This is a genomic window from Streptomyces sp. NPDC007929, assembly GCF_042959065.1.
Classification (GTDB): Bacteria; Actinomycetota; Actinomycetes; order Streptomycetales; family Streptomycetaceae; genus Streptomyces.
The window spans coordinates 1,024,010-1,045,962 of sequence record NZ_JBIBKD010000002.1; the positions used below are offsets into that span (position 1 = coordinate 1,024,010).

General features: G+C 70.3%; 12 protein-coding genes. 7 read left to right on the plus strand and 5 right to left on the minus strand.

Translation table 11 applies throughout. The features are described from left to right. Positions 1–16 precede the first annotated feature (16 nt). The 3 genes from ACFZDE_RS09450 to ACFZDE_RS09460 all read right to left on the minus strand — a co-directional run bounded on the left by ACFZDE_RS09450 (position 17) and on the right by ACFZDE_RS09460 (position 2,592). Positions 17–1,264, minus strand: coding sequence for a hypothetical protein (locus ACFZDE_RS09450; protein ID WP_391198849.1), 1,248 nt, complete (start codon positions 1,262–1,264; stop codon positions 17–19). A 190-nt stretch (positions 1,265–1,454) separates the two neighbouring features. Beyond that, the gene (locus ACFZDE_RS09455; protein WP_391198852.1) at positions 1,455–2,078 is read right to left on the minus strand and encodes a glyoxalase; all 624 of its coding nucleotides are present in this window, start codon (positions 2,076–2,078) and stop codon (positions 1,455–1,457) included. 67 nt (positions 2,079–2,145) lie between these two features. Further along, positions 2,146–2,592, minus strand: coding sequence for a VOC family protein (locus tag ACFZDE_RS09460; protein ID WP_390997786.1), 447 nt, complete (start codon positions 2,590–2,592; stop codon positions 2,146–2,148). 302 nt (positions 2,593–2,894) lie between these two features. Between ACFZDE_RS09460 and ACFZDE_RS09465 the strand changes: the two genes are divergently transcribed. Continuing rightward, entirely contained in the window at positions 2,895–5,903 is a 3,009-nt protein-coding gene (locus ACFZDE_RS09465) for a bifunctional [glutamine synthetase] adenylyltransferase/[glutamine synthetase]-adenylyl-L-tyrosine phosphorylase (protein ID WP_391198854.1), read from the plus strand. 956 nt (positions 5,904–6,859) lie between these two features. Here ACFZDE_RS09465 and ACFZDE_RS09470 read toward each other — a convergent pair. Both ACFZDE_RS09470 and ACFZDE_RS09475 read right to left on the minus strand, forming a co-directional pair. Beyond that, positions 6,860–8,029, minus strand: coding sequence for a phosphatase PAP2 family protein (locus tag ACFZDE_RS09470; RefSeq protein WP_391198857.1), 1,170 nt, complete (start codon positions 8,027–8,029; stop codon positions 6,860–6,862). A gap of 93 nt (positions 8,030–8,122) precedes the next feature. Next, positions 8,123–9,157: a substrate-binding domain-containing protein gene (locus tag ACFZDE_RS09475; RefSeq protein WP_391198862.1), complete on the minus strand. Its 1,035-nt coding sequence runs from the start codon at positions 9,155–9,157 to the stop codon at positions 8,123–8,125. Between the two features lie 403 nt (positions 9,158–9,560). Here ACFZDE_RS09475 and ACFZDE_RS09480 point away from each other — a divergent pair, with 403 nt between their 5' ends. The 6 genes from ACFZDE_RS09480 (at position 9,561) to pulA (ending at position 21,764) form a co-directional block, all read left to right on the plus strand. Beyond that, positions 9,561–10,829: an extracellular solute-binding protein gene (locus ACFZDE_RS09480; protein ID WP_391198865.1), complete on the plus strand. Its 1,269-nt coding sequence runs from the start codon at positions 9,561–9,563 to the stop codon at positions 10,827–10,829. 125 nt (positions 10,830–10,954) lie between these two features. Next, complete coding sequence (locus ACFZDE_RS09485; protein ID WP_391198868.1) at positions 10,955–11,959, plus strand: ABC transporter permease subunit; 1,005 nt, start codon at positions 10,955–10,957, stop codon at positions 11,957–11,959. Between the two features lie 14 nt (positions 11,960–11,973). Then, positions 11,974–12,882, plus strand: a complete 909-nt coding sequence (locus ACFZDE_RS09490) for an ABC transporter permease subunit (RefSeq protein WP_390997799.1) — start codon at positions 11,974–11,976, stop codon at positions 12,880–12,882. A 173-nt stretch (positions 12,883–13,055) separates the two neighbouring features. Next, complete coding sequence (locus ACFZDE_RS09495; protein ID WP_391198949.1) at positions 13,056–14,750, plus strand: alpha-amylase family glycosyl hydrolase; 1,695 nt, start codon at positions 13,056–13,058, stop codon at positions 14,748–14,750. Between the two features lie 119 nt (positions 14,751–14,869). Next, the gene (locus ACFZDE_RS09500) at positions 14,870–16,243 is read left to right on the plus strand and encodes an alpha-amylase family glycosyl hydrolase (protein WP_391198871.1); all 1,374 of its coding nucleotides are present in this window, start codon (positions 14,870–14,872) and stop codon (positions 16,241–16,243) included. Positions 16,244–16,358: 115 nt separating this feature from the next. Continuing rightward, the gene (gene pulA / locus ACFZDE_RS09505) at positions 16,359–21,764 is read left to right on the plus strand and encodes a pullulanase-type alpha-1,6-glucosidase (RefSeq protein WP_391198874.1); all 5,406 of its coding nucleotides are present in this window, start codon (positions 16,359–16,361) and stop codon (positions 21,762–21,764) included. Positions 21,765–21,953: the final 189 nt, after the last annotated feature.

Genomic DNA, 21,953 nt, shown 5'->3' on the forward strand with positions numbered 1-21,953 from the left:
CGGATTCCTGTACGGATCACTGGTTGGCGCGGCGCCAGGCGCTCACATATTCTTGGTACACGAACTTCTGGACGGTGTTCCCGCGGAACGCATACCGCTTCAGCGTCGTCCGGGCACCGATCCAAAGACCTCCTACAGTCGGCACCCCGGGCACGGCCGATGCGACGGTGGAAACCCCTTCGGCGAGCTGGGCCTCAAGAGGAGTAATGTCGACGGTGCTCAGACCGAGTCGCTCGTTGAGCCGTTGGGTGACCTCTTCGATTCTGCGTTCAAAACGCAGGATATCTTCCTCAGTTCTTATTCCGCGGACCATCTCGCGGAGCGGGCCGGCCTTCGCGCGGTAACTCATGATGCGGTCACAGACCAGGTCGATCCATTCCCGGTCGGTCCGCAGCCCCGCCTCTTCGGCATTCCATAGACGGCCTCCTACCAGTGGCAGTTCGAGGCGAAGCAGTTCGAGGTGCCGGGCACGGGACGGCCCGGCGTTCTCACTCAGCCGGTCATGTATGCCCCTGATCAGCTTGATGACATCGACAGCCGTCTCCTCATCCATGCCGTCGGACAGGATCTGGCTGGTGACGGCGAAGTCCCGGCGGAGCCCGTGTGGCTGATATGCGTGGCCCGTGACCGTCGCTCGGGCTTGGTAACGAAGGGACCTCGCAAGCGCCGCGATGAAGTTTGAAGGCTCCACCGCACTCGGCATGAGGGGGCGGAACAGTTCGCCGATGGCGACGGAGGCAGCCCGTGACCATTCGCCGAGCCGATCGGGTTCGATTCCATCGGTGGTCGGCACGCGGACCAAGTGGTGCGGAATCTGCGTCTGATGGAAATCGTTCCACTGCAGGATTCTCCGCCGGAGACCGGGACTGCCCGCGGCCTCGGCCTCTTGATCGCAAGCCTCCATAGACCGCAGAAACGAGAGCATGGCGTCAACCCCGCGCGTCTGCAAAGTGGTGAGCACATCCGATTCCGCGGCTTCGAGGTGTGACACGGACTCTGCGGGAATCCACACCGGTGTGACCAGCCTGAGTTCCAGCAGGCGTCGCAAAAGATATGGCTCGTCGCCGAATTGTTCGGAGGTCGGGCTGAGGTGTACCGGGTGGATCACCCGCACCGCCGGCTGGAATATGAGGGACTGCACCAGCTCGACATAGGACTGGCGCGCGAATGGATCTCGACTCCGCTCGCCCCGATTTTGCGCAGTGATGAACTCCTGTGCGCTGATGAATGTCGAATTGTCCAACGCAAGCGCGGGCATGCCCATGCTGCGCATCCTACAGATGAACAAAATGACACGCCAGCAGGTTGGAACCGGAGCGATAAATCTGCATCTACGGGTCGTAGGACACGGGAGTATCGAGGCGGTCGGGAATATCGAAAGAACTGATGCTGATGGTGCCGCCGGGGTAGCTTCGCCCTCCGTCGACTGCGGGCTCCCCTACAACGACGCGCTCTCACACCGACGCGCTCTCCGAAGCCGTCCTCCAAGCGAATCCGTCCGGGTCCGTGAACGGGTCGGTGTCGGCGTCGATGGTGAGGCGGTGGGAGCCGGTGCCGTCGGGGGAGACGCCGGCGACCTTGGCGAGGCCGCGGCGCTTGTAGAGGGCCAGTTTGACGGGGCCGCCGGCGGCGAACTCCACGTACTTGCTGCCGAAGCTCTTGCCCACGGCCAGGCCGTGCTCGACGTAGAACTGCTTGCTCGCCTTCACGTCCTCGACGCCGAGGAGCAGGACGAACTCGTCGACCCGACCGGTCGCCGGGCCGGTGTTCTTCTTCGACGACGACGCGAGCTGCCAGATCGTGCCGTCGGGGGCCTGCACGACGCCCCCGTAGCCCCAGAGCGACTTGGCGGCGGGCTTCACCGTCGTCGCACCGGCCCGTACGGCCGCGTCGAGGAGGGCGTCCACATCGGCCGGTTGCGCGACCACCAGCGACAGCGTGAACCCGCGGAAGCCGGAGGTCGGTTCCTCCGACGCCCGCAGGCGCAGCCGGTCGCCGAGACCGAAGGCGGCGGAGTAGAAGCGGTCGGCGGCTGCGGGGTCGTCCACCTCAAGGGTGACGGATGCGATGGAAGTCATGACAACGACGCTAAGCCCGCTCCGCGAGACGTGCTTCTCGATTCCTGACCGGGTCCCCTCCGGGCCCTCAGGCCTGCTTCCGCTTCAGGTCCGCCAGCAGTTGGTGCAGCGGCTCGGTGGCCCTGCGCCGGTACTCCTGCACCGCCCACCCGTTGCCGTCCGGGTCCTGGAAGTGCATGAACGTGGCGCCGTCGTCCGGGGAGTACTGCACCGGCTCCGAGACGTCCAGGCCGCGGCCGACCAGCTCCGCGTGGGCCGCCTTGATGTCGGCGACGCACAGTTGCAGACCCTGGTAGGAACCCGGGGCCGGGGTCGGGCCGGGGGTCATCTCCCAGATCGACTCGCCCAGCGCGATCGAACAGCCGGAACCCGGCGGGGTCAGCTGCACGATCCTCATCCCGGGCATGACCTCCTGGTCGATGTCCACGTGGAAGCCGACCCTGTCCCGGTAGAAGTCCCGGGCACGGTCGACGTCGGACACGGGCAGCGGGATGACTTCGAGGGTGATGTCCATGGCGTGACTCCTTCGTCCGGCCTCATGAGACGGTTCTCCTCACCGAAGCCGATAACCGCGTGCCGCGCCACCGAGTAGACGGCCGCACGCCCCGTGCCGCAGGGGAAATGGACCTCCGGTACCCCTGGTGACCGGAAACCGCCGTAGCCCGCCTCCCCCTGCGCGGCCAGTCGCCGTAGCCACGCGCCCGCCCCGTCCGCCTGCCGAACTCACCGGCGCTTCCCCCGCCCCGGGCGGTTAGGCTCGAAGCCGTACGACCTTGATCCGATGCATGTCCGAGGAACAGTGCGAGGGAGGCCCGGATGACGGCGGCGCCGGGGCGCAGGAGCAGTACTTTCACACGGCTGCTGCGGCACGGTTTCACCGACGCCTCCGCCGCCGAACGGCTCCTGGACTCTCCCGAGCTCGCGCCGCTGCGTGACGACCCGGTGCTGCTGGAGGCGCTCGGCGGCACCGCCGACCCCGACCTCGCGCTGCTCGGCCTCGTCCGGCTGCTGGAGGCACAGCACGGTCCCGGCGCCCGCCGGGAACTGCTCGACACCCTGATCGCGGCCAAGCCCCTGCGCGACCGCCTCCTCGGCGTCCTCGGCGCCTCCACCGCCCTCGCCGACCACCTCGCCCGGCACCCGGACGACTGGCAGGCCCTCGTCATGTACGAGGCCTACGACCTGCACCCTGGGGTGGAGGAGTTCGAGGCCGGCCTCGCGGAGGCCACCGACCCGGTCTCCCTGCGCGTCGCCTACCGGCGCTGCCTGCTGTCCATCGCCGCCCGGGACGTCTGCGGCACCACCGGCGTCGCCGAGTCCGCCGCCGAGCTCGCCGACCTCGCCACCGCCACCCTGCGCGCCGCCCTGGGGATCGCCCAGGCAGCCGCGCCCGAGGACGCCGCCCAGTGCCGGCTCGCGGTGATCGCGATGGGCAAGTGCGGCGGCCACGAACTCAACTACGTCTCCGACGTGGACGTCATCTTCGTCGGCGAGGCGACCGAGGGAACCGACGAGACCAACGCCGTGCGCGCCGCCGGCCGGCTCGCCTCGCACCTGATGCGGATCTGCTCCGAGACGACCGTCGAGGGCTCGATCTGGCCCGTCGACGCCAACCTCCGGCCCGAGGGCAGGAACGGCCCGCTGGTGCGGACCCTCTCCAGCCACCTCGCCTACTACCAGCGCTGGGCCAAGACCTGGGAGTTCCAGGCGCTGCTCAAGGCCCGCCCCGTGGCCGGCGACCTCGACCTCGGCGCGGAGTACGTCGCCGCCGTCCAGCCCCTGGTGTGGAAGGCCGCCGAACGCGAGAACTTCGTCCCCGACGTGCAGAAGATGCGCCGCCGGGTCGTGGAGAACATCCCCGTCGCCGAGGTCGACCGCCAGCTGAAGCTCGGCCCGGGCGGCCTCAGGGACGTCGAGTTCGCCGTGCAGCTGCTCCAGCTGGTGCACGGCCGGGCCGACACCTCCCTGCGCAGCGGCACCACGCTGGACGCGCTGCGGGCGCTGGCCGCCGGTGGCTATGTGGGCCGGGCCGACGCGGCGCAGCTCGACGAGGCGTACCGCTTCCTGCGCTCCATGGAGCACCGCATCCAGCTCTTTCGGCTGCGGCGCACCCACCTGGTCCCCGAGGACGAGGCCGAGCTGCGCCGCATCGGCCGCTCGCTCGGCCTGCGCAAGGACCCGGTCGCCGACCTGCACCGCGAGTGGCGCCGGCACGCGGGCGTCGTACGACGTCTGCACGAGAAGCTCTTCTACCGGCCGCTGCTCGACGCCGTGGCCCAGCTCGCCACCGGCGAGGCCCGGCTCAGCACCGAGGCGGCCCGCGAGCGCATGGTCGCCCTCGGCTACGCCGACCCGGCCGCCGCCCTGCGCCACCTGGAGGCACTGGCCTCCGGCGTCACCCGCAAGGCCGCCATCCAGCGCACCCTGCTGCCCGTGCTGCTCGGCTGGTTCGCCGACTCCGCCGACCCGGACGCGGGCCTGCTCAACTTCCGCAAGGTCTCCGACGCGCTCGGCAAGACCCCCTGGTACCTGCGGCTGCTGCGGGACGAGGGCGCCGCCGCGCAGAACCTCGCCCGCGTGCTGTCCGCCGGCCGGCTCGCGCCCGACCTGCTGATGCGTGCCCCGGAGGCGGTGGCGCTGCTCGGCGACGGGGACGGCGGCGGCCTGGAGCCACGGCCGCGCGCCCATCTGGAGCAGGAGATACATGCCGCCGTGAAGCGGGCCGACGGCGCCGCCCAGGCGGTCACGGCGGCGCGCGGGGTGCGCCGCCGGGAGCTGTTCCGTACGGCCGCCGCCGACATCGTCGGCTCCTACGGCACCGAGGAGCAGCCGGCCGAGGCCGACCAGGGCGCCCTGGTGGACATGGTCGGCGGCGCGGTGTCGGACCTGACGGCCGCGACGCTCGTCGGCACGCTCCGGGCCGTGGTGCGCGAGGGCTGGGGTGACGAACTGCCCACCCGGTTCGCGATCATCGGCATGGGCCGCTTCGGCGGTCACGAACTGGGCTACGGCTCCGACGCGGACGTGCTGTTCGTGCATGAACCGCGTGACGGCGTCGACGAGCGGGAGGCCTCCCAGGCGGCGAACAAGGTCGTCTCCGAGATGCGCCGCCTGCTCCAGATCCCCAGCGCCGACCCGCCCCTGCTCATCGACGCCGACCTGCGCCCGGAGGGCAAGACCGGGCCGCTGGTGCGCACCCTCACGTCGTACGCGGCGTACTACCGCCGGTGGGCTCTGACCTGGGAGTCGCACGCGCTGCTGCGGGCCGAGCCGGTCGCCGGCGACGAGGATCTGGGCCGCCGCTTCATCGAGCTGGTCGACCCGTTGCGCTACCCGGCGGACGGGCTCGCCGAGGAGGCGGTACGCGAGATCCGGCGGCTCAAGGCCCGGATGGAGTCGGAGCGGCTGCCGCGCGGCGCCGACCCCAAGCTGCACGCCAAGCTCGGACCGGGCGGCCTGTCCGACGTGGAGTGGACCGTGCAGCTGATGCAGCTGCGGCACGGCGCGACGGAGCCGGGCCTGCGCACCACCCGTACCCGCGAGGCCCTGGCCGCCGCCCGGGCCGCGGGGCTCATCACCGACGAGGACGCGGCGACCCTCGACGAGGCCTGGGTCCTCGCGACCCGCGTCCGCAACGCGGTGATGCTGGTACGCGGCCGGGCCGGCGACACGTTCCCGACGGAGCCCCGGGAACTGGCCGCCGTGGGCAGGTATCTGGGCTACGGCCCCGGCCACGCGGGCGACATGCTGGACGCCTACCGACGTACGGCCCGCAGGGCCCGCAGTGTGGTCGAGGAACTGTTCTACGGCACCGCCGAGCGCTGACCCCCAGCCGGAAACCCCCTGAGCCCCAGGCCGCCCCCCTGACACCGACCCCCCATCGACACCCTGACCGCAACTCGCCCGGCGGCGACGCGCCAAGTCCCGGGCCCCCCGCGGCGCCACCGGCCTCGAACTCCCGGCCGCAGCGCGTCCAGCCTCGGCTGTCTGGCCGTGCGCCCCTGGTCGTGGGACGCGGCCAGGGCCCTCCGGCCGCGACACGCGCGGCTTCGCGCCACCTGGCCGCGACGGGTCCGGCCGCAGCGCGTCCGGCCGCAGCGCGTCGGCGTCAGGCCGTCCGGCCGTGCGCCCAGCCTCGCGCCGCCTGGCCACGACGCGTTCGGCCCCGAGCCCCCGGCCGCCGCAGTGCGTCCGACTTCGGGTGTCCTGGCCTTAGGCCGTCCGGCCGTGCGCCGCCGCCTCGGGCCGCCTGGCCGCGACGCGTCCAGCCTCCGGCCCCCTGGCCTCAGGCCGTCCGGCCGTGTGCCCCCGCCTCGCGTCGCTGGCCGCGACGCGTTCGGCCTCGGGCCCCCGGCCGCCGCGGTGCGTCCGACTTCGGGTGTCCTGGCCTTGGGCCGTCCGGCCGTGCGCCGCCGCCTCGCGCCGCTTGGCCGCGACGGGTTCCGTCTTGGCCCCCGGCTGCAGTGCGTCCGGCTTCGGGCGTTCTGGCCTCGGGCCATCCGGCCGTGTGCCCCCGCCTCGCGTCGCCTGGACGCGACGCGTTCCGCCTCGGGCCCCCCGCCCGCAGTGCGTCCGGCCTCCGGCCCTCTGGCCTCGGGCCGCTCGGCCCTGCGCCGCCGCCTCGGGCCGCTTGGCCGCGCCGGGTTCCGTCTTGGCCCCCCGGCTGCAGTGCGGCCGCCTCGGACCCCTGGCCTCAGGCCGTCCGGCCGTGCGCCACCCGGCCTCGGGCTCCCTGGCCGCGACGGGTCCGGCGTCGGCCCCCGGCCGCAGCGCGTCCGGCCTCAGGCCGTCCGGCCGTGCGCCCCCGCCTCGCGCCGCCTGACCGCGACGCGTTCCGCCTCGGGCCCCCCGGCCGCCGCAGTGCGCCCTGCCTCGGGCCCCCTGCCCGCAGCGCCTCCGGCCTCCGGACCTCTGCCCGCGCCCCGCCCGGCCTCCGCCCCCCTGCCCGCGCCCCGCCCGGCCTCCGCCCCCCTGCCCGCGAGCCGCCCGGCATCGGTCCCCCTGCCCGCGGCCCGCCCGGTCTCCGGCCCCCCGCCCGCGGCCCGCCCGGCCCCGGGTGTCCTCGCGGCCGGCCTCCCGGTCGTGGCAGGGGCGGTCGTAGGACGGGGCGCCCGGGGGTGGGGCGCTCGTGCCGGTACCGTGCGCGGTAGCGCGTACGGCAGCCTGCCGTACCAGAGTCGTGCGACCGTGAATCCGAAGGCCAGGCACAGCACGCCGCCGACCGCGTCCAGCCAGAAGTGGTTGGCCGTGGCGACGATGACCACCAGGGTCAGCGCCGGGTACAGCAACCCCAGCACCCGCACCCAGGGGATCGTCGCCAGCGCGGCGATCGTCAGCCCGCACCACAGGGACCAGCCGATGTGCATCGACGGCATCGCGGCGTACTGGTTGGACATGTGTTTCAGGTCGCCGGACGCCATCGAACCCCAGGTCTGGTGGACCATGACCGTGTCGACGAAGCCGCCGCCGTTCATCAGCCGCGGGGGCGCCAGCGGATACAGGTAGTAGCCGACCAGGGCGACGGCCGTGGTCGCGAACAGCACCAGGCGGGTCGCCGCGTACCGGCCGGGATGGCGACGGTACAGCCACACCAGGACACCCAGCGTGACGATGAAGTGCAGTGTCGCGTAGTAGTAGTTCATCCCGACGATCAGCCAATGCACCGAGTTCACGGCGTGGTTGACCGACTCCTCGACGGCGATGCCCAGCTGGTGCTCGACCTGCCAGATCCAGTCGGCGTTGTGCAGGGCCTCGGTCTTCTGCTCGGGCACGGCGTTGCGGACGAGCGAGTACGTCCAGTAACTCACCGCGATCAGCAGGATCTCGAACCAGAACCGGGGCCGGCGCGGAGTGCGCAGCCGGCGCCGCGGAGCGTGCCCCGAATCGGCCGCAACGGTCTCCGGGAGGGCCGCTTCCATGCCCTCCGGCTTCGTCACGGTCGTTTCACCCATAGGCGCAAAGTCTGCCAGAAAAGGACTTCTGCACCGATCATCCCGCGGCCCCGTACGAGCCGCATGTTCTACGGCGAAATCAGGCCGAAGGTCTCAGGAACGACCGCGTTCCCCCGGCGCCGACGCCGTCGAACCGCGCACCACCAGCTCCGGCATGAACACGAACTCGCTGTGCGGCGCGGGCGTCCCGCCGATCTCCTCCAGCAGCGTGCGCACCGCCGCCTGCCCCATCGCCGGGACCGGCTTGCGGATCGTGGTCAGCGGCGGGTCGGTGAAGGCGATCAGCGGGGAGTCGTCGAAGCCGACCACCGAGATGTCCTTCGGCACGTCCAGGCCGAGCTGCCGGGCCGCCCGGATCGCGCCCAGCGCCATCATGTCGCTGGCGCACACCACGGCCGTGCAGTCGCGTTCGATCAACGCCACGGCCGCCGCCTGACCACCCTCCAGGGTGTACAGGGAGTGCTGCACCAACTCCGACTCCACGGTCGCGGCGTCGAGGCCCAACTGCTCCTGTATCGCGCGTACGAACCCCTCGATCTTGCGCTGCACCGGCACGAACCGCTTGGGCCCGAGGGCCAGACCGATCCGGGTGTGCCCCAGGGATGCCAGGTGCGTGACCGCCAGGCTCATCGCCGCGCGGTCGTCGGGGGAGATGAACGGCGCCTGCACCTTCGGCGAGAAACCGTCGACCAGTACGTAGGGCACGCCCTGGGCGCGCAGCCGGTCGTAGCGCTGCATGTCGGCGGTGGTGTCCGCGTGCAGCCCGGAGACGTAGATGATGCCGGCGACCCCGCGGTCCACGAGCATCTCCGTCAGCTCGTCCTCGGTCGAGCCGCCCGGCGTCTGGGTGGCGAGCACCGGTGTGTAGCCCTGCCGGGTCAGCGCCTGGCCGATGACCTGCGCCAGGGCCGGGAAGATCGGGTTCTCCAGCTCCGGGGTGATCAGACCGACCAGCCCCTCGCTGCGCTGGCGCAGGCGCACCGGGCGTTCGTAGCCCAGTACGTCGAGTGCGGCGAGCACGGACTGGCGGGTGGTGGCGGCGACGCCCGGCTTCCCGTTGAGGACCCGGCTGACGGTCGCTTCGCTCACCCCCGCCTGCAAAGCGATGTCGGCAAGCCGTGTGGTCACAGCACTGGACTGTAGCGGCCGGGGTTCTCCTTGCACACCGACGGGACGCCGGGTGCGCGCCGTCGCACGGCCCGCTGCGGGTGGCTTGGTCATCGCGGTCCCTCGAAACTCGTGGTCGGCGTCCGATCCGCAACGGATGATTCCCCCGGCGGACGCGGATGGCAAGTGCTTGCAGAGTCTTGCACAGCTGTCCGACTTCCCGCCGATCACCAGGAAACAGGGGCTGTGGGGGCAGTTGAGGGAAGGCCGGTGAGAGGTCACGGCGGGGTAACCATCGGCACCCCTTGCAACTTTTTGCTGCAAGGTCTTTCGCAAGTCCTTCCAGCGCGGCTAATCTCACCGACGCCCGGCCGCCAACGGCGCAGTCGGCAGCACAACGGGCTTTCACCCTCAAGGAGAACTCATGCGGCGTGGCATAGCGGCCACCGCGCTGGTGGCGTCCCTCGCCCTGGCGGCGACGGCCTGCGGCGGTAGCGACAGTGGCGACGAGGCCGGCGGCCCGGTCACCATCACCTGGTGGGACACCTCCAACGCCACCAACGAGGCACCGACGTACCAGGCCCTGGTGAAGCAGTTCGAGGCTGCCAACAAGGACATCAAGGTCAAGTACGTCAACGTCCCCTTCGACCAGGCGCAGAACAAGTTCGACACCGCCGCCGGTTCCAAGGGTGCCCCGGACGTGCTGCGTTCCGAGGTCGGCTGGACCCCGGCCTTCGCCAAGAAGGGCTTCTTCGCGCCGCTGGACGGCACCGAGGCCCTCAAGGACCAGGACAAGTTCCAGCCCAGCCTGATCGAGCAGGCCAAGTACGAGGGCAAGACCTACGGCGTCCCGTTCACCACGGACACCCTCGCCCTCGTCTACAACAAGGCCCTGTTCGAGAAGGCCGGCGTCGAGGCCCCCAAGACCTGGGACGACCTGAAGAAGGCCGCCGCCACCGTCAAGGACAAGACCGGCGTCGACGGCTACTGGGGCTCCACCCAGGCCTACTACGCCCAGTCCTTCCTCTACGGCGAGGGCACCGACACCGTCGACGCCGACGCAAAGAAGATCACCGTCACCTCGCCCGAGGCCAAGAAGGCCTACGGCACCTGGCAGGGCCTGTTCAAGGGCAAGGGCCTGCACAAGGCCGACACCACCGCCGACGCCTACGCCCACATCCAGGAGGCGTTCGTCAGCGGCAAGGTCGCCTCGATCATCCAGGGCCCGTGGGAGATCACGAACTTCTACAAGGGCTCGGCCTTCAAGGACAAGAACAACCTCGGCATCGCCACCGTCCCGGCCGGTTCCGCCGGCAAGGCGGGCGCCCCGACCGGCGGTCACAACCTGTCCGTCTACGCCGGCTCCGACGAGGCCCACCAGAAGGCCGCGATGAAGTTCGTGAACTTCATGACCTCGGCCAAGGCCCAGGAAACCATCGCGCTGAAGAACTCCACGCTCCCCACGCGCGACGACGCCTACACCGACAAGGTCAAGGCCGACCCCGGCATCGCCGGCTACCAGGGTGTGCTGTCCGCCGCCCAGCCGCGCCCGGCGCTGCCCGAGTACAGCTCCCTGTGGACCCCGCTCGACGACGAGCTGCTCAAGATCGCGAGCGGCAAGGAATCCCTGGACAAGGGCCTCGGCAACGCCGAGACCGCCATCGCCAAGCTGGTGCCCGGCTTCTCCAAGTGACCGCCCGGTGGCCGCCGGATCCCCCTGTCATGGGGGGAGGGGATCCGGCGGCCACCGGTCCGCGCCTGCGCCTGCGCCCGGGCAGCTCCCCTTGACCTCCTTGAACCTCCAGAAGGTGTCGAACCATGACAGTCGCCATCGACCGAGCGACCGGCAAGCGGCGCGGTGAGCGGGAACCGCGGCCCGGGCCCGTCCAGCGGTTGAAGAACGGCTTCCACAAGCACTGGTACGCCTACGCGATGATCGCCCCGGTGGCCGTCGTGCTCGGCGTCCTCGTGGTGTACCCGCTGGTGTACGGCCTGTACCTCACCCTCACCGACGCCACCAGTCTCAACACCGCCCGCACGATCGGCGTCAACCACATCGACGCCACGTACAAGTTCATCGGCCTGGACAACTACGCCGACATCCTCTGGGGCCCGACGGCCTACGACCGCTTCTGGTCGCACTTCCTGTGGACGGTCTTCTGGACGGCGGCGTGCGTCGCCCTGCACTACGGCATCGGTCTCGGCCTCGCCCTGCTGCTCAACCAGAAGCTGCGCGGGCGGACCCTCTACCGGATGATCCTCGTCCTGCCCTGGGCGGTGCCGACCTTCGTCACGGTCTTCGGCTGGCGGTTCATGCTCGCCGACAGCGGCGTCATCAACACCGCCCTGGAGGGCCTGGGCCTGCCGACACCGCTGTGGCTGGAGGACACCTTCTGGCAGCGGTTCGCCGCGATCATGGTCAACACCTGGTGCGGTGTGCCGTTCATGATGGTCTCGCTCCTCGGCGGCCTGCAGTCGATCGACGCCAGCCTGTACGAGGCCTCCGAGATGGACGGCGCCAACGCCTGGCAGCGGTTCCGCTACGTCACCCTGCCCGGTCTCAGGTCCGTCAGCACGACGGTTGTACTCCTGGGTGTCATCTGGACCTTCAATCAGTTCGCCATCATCTTCCTGTTGTTCGGCAACACCGCACCCGACGCCCAGATCCTCGTCACATGGGCCTACCAACTGGGCTTCGGGCAGCAGCCGCGCGACTACGCCCAGTCCGCCGCCTACGGGATCCTGCTCCTGTCCATCCTGATCGTCTTCACCTCCTTCTACCGCCGCTGGCTGAACCGCAACGAGCAGCAGCTCGCGATCTGAGGCAGGAGTTCCCCATGAGTACGACCACCGTCGAGAGCTCCGCACCGGCCGGCGAGCGGCGCCCCACCGAGGCCCCCGGCAAGGTCCGCGGGCGCGGCGAACGCGGCCGCGGCGCTTCCCTCGCCTCGCACGCCGTCCTGATCGCCGCCAGCCTGACCGCGCTCTTCCCGGTCGCCTGGCTGGTCTTCCTGTCCCTCGGCCCGGACAAGGACGACTACCTCCACCCCGGGCGCATCTGGGGCAAGATGTCGCTCGACAACTACGCCTTCGTCCTCCAGGACACCGGGTTCTTCGACTGGCTGAAGAGCACGCTGGTCGTGGTGCTGGGCACGACGCTCATCGGCGTCGTCGTCGCTGCGTCCACCGGTTACGCCGTCTCCCGCATGCGGTTCCCCGGCTACCGGAAGCTGATGTGGGTGCTGCTGGTCACCCAGATGTTCCCCATCGCGGTACTGATCGTGCCGATGTACCAGATCCTCTCGGATCTCCAGCTCATCGACAGCTACCTTGGTCTCATCCTGGTCAACTGCACCACGATCGTGCCGTACTGCGCCTGGCTGATGAAGGGCTATTTCGACACCATCCCGTTCGAGATCGACGAGGCGGGGCGCGTCGACGGGCTGACCCCCTTCGGCACGTTCGCGCGGCTCATCCTGCCGCTCGCCAAGCCGGGCCTCGCGGTCGCGGCGTTCTACAGCTTCCTCACGGCCTTCGGTGAGGTCGCGTTCGCCTCGACGTTCATGCTGAGCGACGACAACTACACCTTCGCCGTCGGTCTGCAGACGTTCGTCAGCGAGCACGACGCCCAGCGCAATCTGATGGCCGCGACGGCTGTGCTGATCGCGATACCGGCCGCGCTGTTCTTCTACCTGGTGCAGAAGAACCTGGTGACCGGGCTCACGGCCGGTGGCACGAAGGGGTGACCTCCGTGAGTGATCGGCCGCGGGTCCGTCGTGGCCGGTCGCGCAGTTCCCCGCGCCCCTGACGGGGCGCGGATCGGGCGGCTGCGGTGCCCATCCGACCCCGCTGTACCGCGGCCGCCCCTCTCCCCACCCACGCTTCCATGACCGACATCCTGTTACGCATCAAGGACGACATGAGCCAGCACTCAGCTGCCCCTGCCCCCACCCCCACAGTGGCCGTCGCCAAGCGCCGCGACTGGTGGCGGGACGCGGTGATCTACCAGGTGTACCCGCGCAGCTTCGCCGACAGCAACGGCGACGGCATGGGCGATCTGGAGGGTGTCCGCAGCCGCCTGCCGTACCTGCGCGATCTCGGCGTGGACGCCGTGTGGCTCAGCCCCTTCTACGCCTCGCCGCAGGCCGACGCGGGTTACGACGTCGCCGACTACCGTGCCGTCGACCCCATGTTCGGCAACCTCCTGGACGCCGACGCGCTCATCCGCGACGCCCACCGGCTGAGTCTGCGGATCATCGTCGACCTGGTGCCCAACCACTCCTCCGATCAGCACGAGTGGTTCAAGCGGGCGCTCGCCGAGGGCCCGGGCTCCTCGCTGCGTGACCGCTACCACTTCCGCCCCGGCAAGGGCGCGAGCGGCGAACTGCCGCCCAACGACTGGGAGTCGATCTTCGGCGGCCCGGCCTGGACCCGGGTCACCGAGCCGGACGGCACGCCCGGCGAGTGGTACCTGCACCTCTTCGCCCCCGAGCAGCCCGACTTCAACTGGGAACACCCGGCGGTCGGCGACGAGTTCCGCTCCATCCTGCGCTTCTGGCTGGACATGGGCGTCGACGGCTTCCGCATCGACGTCGCGCACGGTCTGGTGAAGGCGGCGGGCCTGCCCGACCTTGGATCCCACGACCAGGTGAAACTGCTGGGCAACGATGTCATGCCGTTCTTCGACCAGGAGGGTGTGCACGAGATCTACCGGCAGTGGCGGCTCATCCTCGACGAGTATGCGGGCGAGCGCATCTTCGTCGCCGAGGCCTGGACCCCGACCATCGAGCGCACGGCCCACTACGTCCGCCCGGACGAGCTGCACCAGGCCTTCAACTTCCAGTACCTCAGCACCCACTGGGACGCCGAGGAGATGCGCGAGGTCATCGACCGCACCCTGGAGGCCATGCGCCCGGTCGGCGCCCCCGCCACCTGGGTGCTGTCCAACCACGACGTCACCCGGCACGCCACCCGCTTCGCCAACCCGCCCGGCCTCGGCACCCAGATCCGCCTGGCCGGCGACCGCGAGCTGGGCCTGCGCCGGGCCCGGGCCGCGAGCCTGCTGATGCTGGCGCTGCCCGGCTCGGCCTACGTCTACCAGGGCGAGGAGCTCGGCCTGCCCGACGTCGTCGACCTGCCGGACGAGGTGCGCCAGGACCCGGCGTACTTCCGGGGCGCGGGCCAGGACGGCTTCCGCGACGGCTGCCGGGTGCCGATCCCGTGGACCAAGACGGGTTCGTCGTACGGCTTCGGTGACGGCGGCAGCTGGCTGCCGCAGCCGGAGGGCTGGGGCGAGCTGAGCGTCGAGGCGCAGACCGGCGAGGCCGGTTCGACCCTGGAGCTGTACCGGGCCGCGCTGCGCGTGCGCCGTGAGCAGCCCGACCTCGGCGCCGGCACGTCCGTGGAGTGGCTGCGGGCGCCCGAGGGTGTGCTGGCCTTCCGGCGCGGGGAGTTCGTGTGCGTCGCGAACACCACCGGCGAGTCGGTGGCGATGCCGGCGTACGGCCGGGTGCTGGTGGCGAGCGGGGAGATCGTCGAGGTCGACGACGAGACGAAGGTGCCCGCCGACACCACGGTGTGGTGGACCACCGCGACCGAGGGGCCCCGCGCCTGATTTTCCTTTGAATTTCGTACGGCCCGCTGCCCTTTCGGGTGGCGGGCCTCTACTATCTGCGTCACCGCAAGGTTTCTGAACCTTGCTGCAAGAACCTTCAACGAAGAAGGAAACCCCACATGGCACGCAGATACCTCGCTTCCGCCGTCGCGCTCGCCGCGGCTGCGGTTGTCATGACCCCGACTGGTGCACAGGCCTCCCCACCTGGCACCAAGGACGTCACCGCCGTCCTCTTCGAGTGGAACTTCGCCTCGGTCGCCCGCGAGTGCACCACCACCCTCGGGCCCGCCGGATACGGCTACGTCCAGGTCTCCCCGCCCGCCGAGCACATACAGGGCTCGCAGTGGTGGACTTCGTACCAGCCCGTCAGTTACAAGATCGCCGGCCGGCTCGGCGACCGCGCCGCCTTCCGGGACATGGTGAACACCTGCCACGCGGCCGGTGTGAAGGTCGTCGCCGACACCGTCATCAACCACATGGCGGCCGGCAGCGGCACCGGCACCGGCGGCTCGTCGTACACGAAGTACAACTACCCCGGCCTGTACTCCGCGCCCGACTTCGACGACTGCACGGGCCAGATCAGCAACTACCAGGACCGCTGGAACGTCCAGCACTGCGAGCTGGTCGGCCTCTCCGACCTCGACACCGGCGAGAACTACGTCCGCGGCGCGATCGCCGGCTACATGAACGACCTGCTCTCCCTCGGCGTCGACGGCTTCCGCATCGACGCGGCCAAGCACATGGACGCGGCCGACCTCGCCGGCATCAAGTCCCGGCTGAGCAACCCGTCGGTGTACTGGAAGCAGGAGGTCATCTACGGCTCCGGCGAGGCGGTCCAGCCCACTGAATACACGAGTAACGGGGACGTCCAGGAGTTCCGCTACGCCTACGACCTCAAGCGGGTCTTCAACAACGAGAACCTCGCCTACCTCAAGAACTACGGCGAGGGCTGGGGCTACATGAGCAGCGGAGTCTCCGGTGTCTTCGTCGACAACCACGACACCGAGCGCAACGGCTCGACCCTCAGCTACAAGGACAACGCCGACTACACCCTGGCCAACGTCTTCATGCTGGCCTGGCCCTACGGCGCGCCGGACATCAACTCCGGCTACGAGTTCTCCGACCACGACGCCGGCCCCCCGAACGGCGGCCAGGTGAACGCCTGCTGGCAGAACGGCTGGAAGTGCCAGCACAACTGGCCCGAGATCAAGTCCATGGTCGGCTTCCGCAACGCCACCCGGGGCCAGGCCGTCACCAACTGGTGGGACAACGGCGGCGACGCGATCGCCTTCGGCCGGGGCGGCAAGGGCTTCGTGGCCATCAACCACGAGTCGGGACCACTGACCCGGACGTACCAGACGTCGCTGCCCGCCGGGACGTACTGCGACGTGCAGAACAGCACCCCGGTGACGGTGAACTCCAGCGGGCAGCTCACGGCCACCCTGGGCGCGAACACCGCCCTCGCGGTGTACGCGGGCAAGTCGAGCTGCTGAGCGGCCAGCTGAAAGTTTTTGCCGATGGTTTCAAGCCTCTTGCTGTAAGTGTTGCGGCGGCGATACGGTCGCGCGGGGTCGGACCCGAAGAGCCGTAATCGCAAGGAGCCCATCTGTGATACCGAGATGGCCGACGCCGTCGAGGCGCCGAACCACCCATGCCGGACGGGTCGCTGCGGTCACCGTGACCGCGCTGGCCGCAGCGCTCGTCCAGCCCCTCGCGGCGCGGGCCGACACTCCGCCTCCGCCCCCCTCCGACGCCAGGCTGGCCGCCGAGCCCGCCCGGCACGACGCCACCCGTGAGCAGTTCTACTTCGTCCTGCCGGACCGGTTCGCCAAGGGCGACCCGCGCAACGACAAGGGCGGCCTGACCGGTTCCCGCCTCGCCACCGGCTACGACCCCACCGACAAGGGCTTCTACCAGGGCGGCGACCTCAAGGGCCTGACCAGGAAGCTCGACTACATCAAGGGCCTGGGCACCACCGCCCTGTGGATGGCCCCGATCTTCAAGAACCAGCCCGTGCAGGGCACCGGCGAGAACGCCTCGGCCGGCTACCACGGTTACTGGATCACCGACTTCACCCAGGTCGACCCGCACTTCGGCACCAACAAGGACCTCGAAACCCTCATCGACAAGGCCCACGCCAAGGGCATGAAGGTCTTCTTCGACGTCATCACCAACCACACCGCCGACGTCGTCGACTACGAGGAGAAGTCCTACGACTACCTCTCCAAGGGCGCCTTCCCGTATCTGACGAAGGACGGCGAGCCCTTCGACGACGCCGACCACGCGGACGGGCGACGGGACTTCCCCGAGGTCGGCACCGGCACCTTCCCGCGCACCCCGGCCGTCCCCGCCGCGAAGAAGAACGTCAAGGTCCCGTCGTGGCTCAACGACCCGGCGATGTACCACAACCGCGGCGACTCCACCTTCGCCGGTGAGAGCTCCGCGCACGGCGACTTCTCCGGCCTGGACGACCTGTGGACCGAACGGCCCGAGGTCGTGCGGGGCATGGAGAAGATCTACCAGCGCTGGGTACGGGACTTCGACATCGACGGCTTCCGGATCGACACCGTGAAGCACGTCAACATGGAGTTCTGGACGCAGTGGGCCACCGCCCTCGATGCCTACGCGGCCAAGCGCGGCAGGGACGACTTCTTCATGTTCGGCGAGGTCTACTCGGCCGACACCGACGTCACCTCCCCGTACGTCACCCAGGGCCGCCTCGACGCCACGCTCGACTTCCCCTTCCAGGAGGCCGCCCGGCAGTACGCCTCGCAGGGCGCGAGCGCAGGCAAACTCGCCGCCGTCTTCGGCGACGACTACAAGTACACGACCGGCAAGGCCAACGCGTACGAGCAGGTCACCTTCCTCGGCAACCACGACATGGGCCGCATCGGGTCCTTCCTGAAGCAGGACGACCCCAAGGCCACCGACGCCGAGCTGCTCGCCAAGGCCAAGCTCGCCAACGAGCTGATGTTCCTCAGCCGCGGCAACCCCGTCGTCTACTACGGCGACGAGCAGGGCTTCACCGGCCCGGGCGGTGACAAGGACGCCCGGCAGAGCATGTTCGCGTCGCGCACCGCCGACTACCTCGACGACGACCGCATCGGCACCGACCGCACCCACGCCGAGGACGCCTTCGACACCAAGGCCCCGCTCTACCGGCAGATCAGCGCCCTCGCCGCACTCCGCAAGGCCAACCCGGCCCTCACCGACGGCGTCCAGCAGCAGCGGTACGCCGCCGACGGCCCGGGCGTCTACGCCTTCTCCCGCACCGACGCCAAGACCGGCACCGAGTACGTCGTGGCCTTCAACAACGCGGGCGAGACGAAGAGCGCGACCTTCCCTACCGGCTCGGCCGGCATGACGTTCAAGGGCATCCACGGCACCGACGCGGCCCCGAAGAGCGACGGTGACAAGAAGCTCACCGTCACCGTCCCGGCCGGCAAGGCGATCGTCCTCAAGGCGTCCGGCGGGCTCGCCGAGCCCGCCACCGCGCCCACGATCACCCTGAAGGCCCCGGCCGCGGGTGCGACCGGCACCGTCGAGGTCACCGCGGACACGGACGGCGGGCAGCTCAACCGGGTCGTCTTCGCCGCGCAGACCGGCAACGGCAGGTGGCAGACCCTCGGCTCCGCCGACCACGCCCCCTACAAGGTCACCCACACCATCGGCAAGCACGTGGCGCCCGGCACGGCCCTGCGCTACAAGGCCGTCGTCATCGACTCGGCCGGCCGCACCGCGAGCGCCCTCGCCGCCTCCACCACCGGCACCCCGCCCGCCGAGGAGCCGCCCACCGCCGCCTCCCGCGGCCACGCGATCGTCCACTACAAGCGCGCCGACGGGGACTACACCGACTGGGGCCTGTACGCCTGGGGCGACCTCGCCGAGGGCGAGGCCACCGAATGGCCGGGGAGCCACCCCTTCACCGGCCGCGACGCCTACGGGGCCTTCGCCTGGGTCAAGCTCAAGCCCGGCGCCTCCGACGTCGGCTTCCTCGTCGTGGACAAGGACGGCGACAAGGACGTCGCCACCGACCGCACCATCGACGTCACCAAGACCGGCGAGATCTGGATCGAGCAGGGCAAGGAGACCGTCACCACCGAGCGCCCCGAGTATCCGGCGCCCGACAAGACCAAGGCCGTCCTGCACTACCACCGGGCCGACGGCGACTACGACGGCTGGGGCCTGCACGTCTGGACCGGCGCCGCGAACCCCACCGACTGGTCGAACCCGCTGAAACCGGTGAAGACTGACTCCTATGGCGCTGTCTACGAGGTGCCGCTCACCGAGGGTGCCACCAGTCTCAGCTACATCCTCCACAAGGGCGACGAGAAGGACCTGCCCACCGACCAGTCGCTCGACCTCAAGGCGAACGGTCATGAGGTGTGGCTGGTGAACGGCCAGGACAAGTACCTGCTCCCGCAGCCCGCGGGCAGCGCGGCCGCGCTCGACCTGACCACGTCCAAGGCGATCTGGCTCGACCGGAACACCCTCGCCTGGAACGGCTCCGACGCCGCCGCCTCCACCCAGCTGCTCTACTCCCGCGACGGTTCGATCGCCGTGCGGGACGGCGCCCTGACCGGTGACGCGAAGTGGCTGCGCCTGGCGAAGGGCGAGCTGACCGACGCGCAGAAGGCGAAGTTCCCGCATCTGAAGGAGTACGACGCCTGGACCGTCGACCCGCGCGACCGCGACCGGGTCCGCGAGGCCCTGCGCGGTCAGGTCGTCGCCACCCAGCACGCCGCGAACGGGGCGGTGCTCGCCGCGACCGGCGTGCAGATCGCCGGAGTCCTCGACGCCCTCTACCCCGGCGCCACCAAGGCCGGCCTCGGACCGACGTTCTCCAAGGGCCGCCCCACCCTGGCCGTGTGGGCGCCGACCGCACAGCAGGTGTCCCTGGAGATCGGCGACTCCACGACCGCGATGAAGCGCGACCCCGCCACCGGCGTCTGGTCCGTCACCGGCCCGAAGTCCTGGAAGGGCAAGCCCTACCGGTACGTCGTGAAGGTCTGGGCGCCCAGCGTCCGCGAGGTCGTCACCAACAAGGTCACCGACCCCTACTCCCTCGCCCTCACCACCGACTCCCGGCGCAGCCTCGTCGTCGACCTGGACGACAAGGCCCTCAAGCCCTCCGGCTGGTCGGCGTACACCAAGCCCAGGGCCGTCCCGCTGAAGGACGCACAGATCCAGGAGCTGCACATCCGGGACTTCTCCGTGGAGGACCGGACCTCGAAGCACCCCGGCACCTACCTCGCCTTCACCGACAAGGCCGCCGACGGCAGCAAGCACCTGCGCGAACTGGCCAAGGCGGGCACCTCCTACGTCCACCTGCTGCCCGCCTTCGACATCGCCACCATCCCCGAGAGGAAGGCCGACCAGGCGAAGCCCGGCTGCGACCTGGCCTCCTTCCCGGCCGACTCCGACAAGCAGCAGGAGTGCGTCGGGAAGACCGCCGCGAAGGACGCCTACAACTGGGGCTACGACCCGTACCACTACACGGTCCCCGAGGGCTCCTACGCCACCGACCCGGACGGCACCGCCCGCACGGTCGAGTTCCGCAAGATGGTCAAGGCCCTCAACGACGACGGACTGCGGGTCGTCATGGACGTCGTCTACAACCACACCGCCGCGAGCGGCCAGGAGACGACGAGCGTCCTGGACCGGATCGTGCCCGGCTACTACCAGCGGCTCCTCGCCGACGGCTCGGTCGCCAACAGCACCTGCTGCGCGGGCACCGCCACCGAGAACGCCATGATGGGCAAGCTCGTCGTCGACTCGATCGTCACCTGGGCGAAGGAGTACAAGGTCGACGGCTTCCGCTTCGACCTCATGGGCCACCACCCGAAGGCCAACATCCTCGCCGTCCGCAAGGCCCTCGACGCGCTCACCCTCAAGAAGGACGGCGTCGACGGCAAGAAGATCATCCTCTACGGGGAGGGCTGGAACTTCGGCGAGATCGCCGACGACGCCCGGTTCGTCCAGGCCACCCAGAAGAACATGGCCGGCACCGGCATCGCCACCTTCTCCGACCGCGCCCGTGACGCGGTGCGCGGCGGCGGCCCCTTCGACGAGGACCCCGGCGTCCAGGGCTTCGCCTCCGGCCTGTACACCGACCCCAACTCCTCCGGCAACAACGGCACCCCGGCCGAGCAGAAGGCCCGCCTCCTGCACTACCAGGACCTCATCAAGGTCGGGCTCTCCGGCAACCTCGCGGGCTACCGGTTCACCGACACCGCGGGCAAGGAGGTCAAGGGCTCCGAGGTCGACTACAACGGCGCCCCCGCCGGCTACGCCGACGCCCCCGGTGACGCCCTCGCCTACGCCGACGCCCACGACAACGAGTCCCTGTTCGACGCGCTCGCCTTCAAGCTCCCCGCGTCGACGAGCGCGGCCGACCGGGCCCGGATGCAGGTCCTGGCCATGGCGACGGCCACCCTCTCGCAGGGCCCGGCCCTCTCCCAGGCGGGCACCGACCTGCTGCGCTCCAAGTCCCTGGACCGCAACTCCTACGACAGCGGCGACTGGTTCAACGCCGTGCACTGGAGGTGCGAGGACGGCAACGGCTTCGGCCGCGGACTGCCCATGGCGGCCGACAACACCGACAAGTGGCCGTACGCCAAGCCCCTGCTGACCAAGGTCGAGGTGGGCTGCGCGCAGATCGAGGGCACCTCGGCCGCCTACCGCGACCTGCTGCGGATCCGCGGCACCGAGAAGGACTTCTCCCTCGGCACCGCAGAGCGGGTGCAGTCCCGGCTCTCCTTCCCGCTGTCCGGGAAGGACGAGACACCCGGCGTGATCACCATGCGCCTCGGTGACCTGGTCGTCGTTTTCAACGCCACGCCGCAGAAACAGCAACAGCGCGTCCCGGCACTCGCCGGGACCGGCTACCGGCTGCACCCGGTGCAGGCGGCCGGGGCGGACGCCACGGTGAAGTCCTCCGCCTACGCCCGGGGATCCGGCACCTTCACCGTGCCGGCCCGCACGGTCGCGGTCTTCACCCGAACCGCGGGCTGACGCTCCCGCCGCGGGCGGGCCGGACCACGACCGGTGGCCCGGCCCGCCCGCGGCTAGGGTCTGTCGTTTGGATCAGGTCGCAGGGAATCGGCGCTGCTGGTCAACGCCGGTGAGCGGGGCCTGGTGCGGGTAGCTGCAAGGCGGAGGAGGGAGTCGATGCGGAGCATCGGCGAGTGACGACAACGCGGC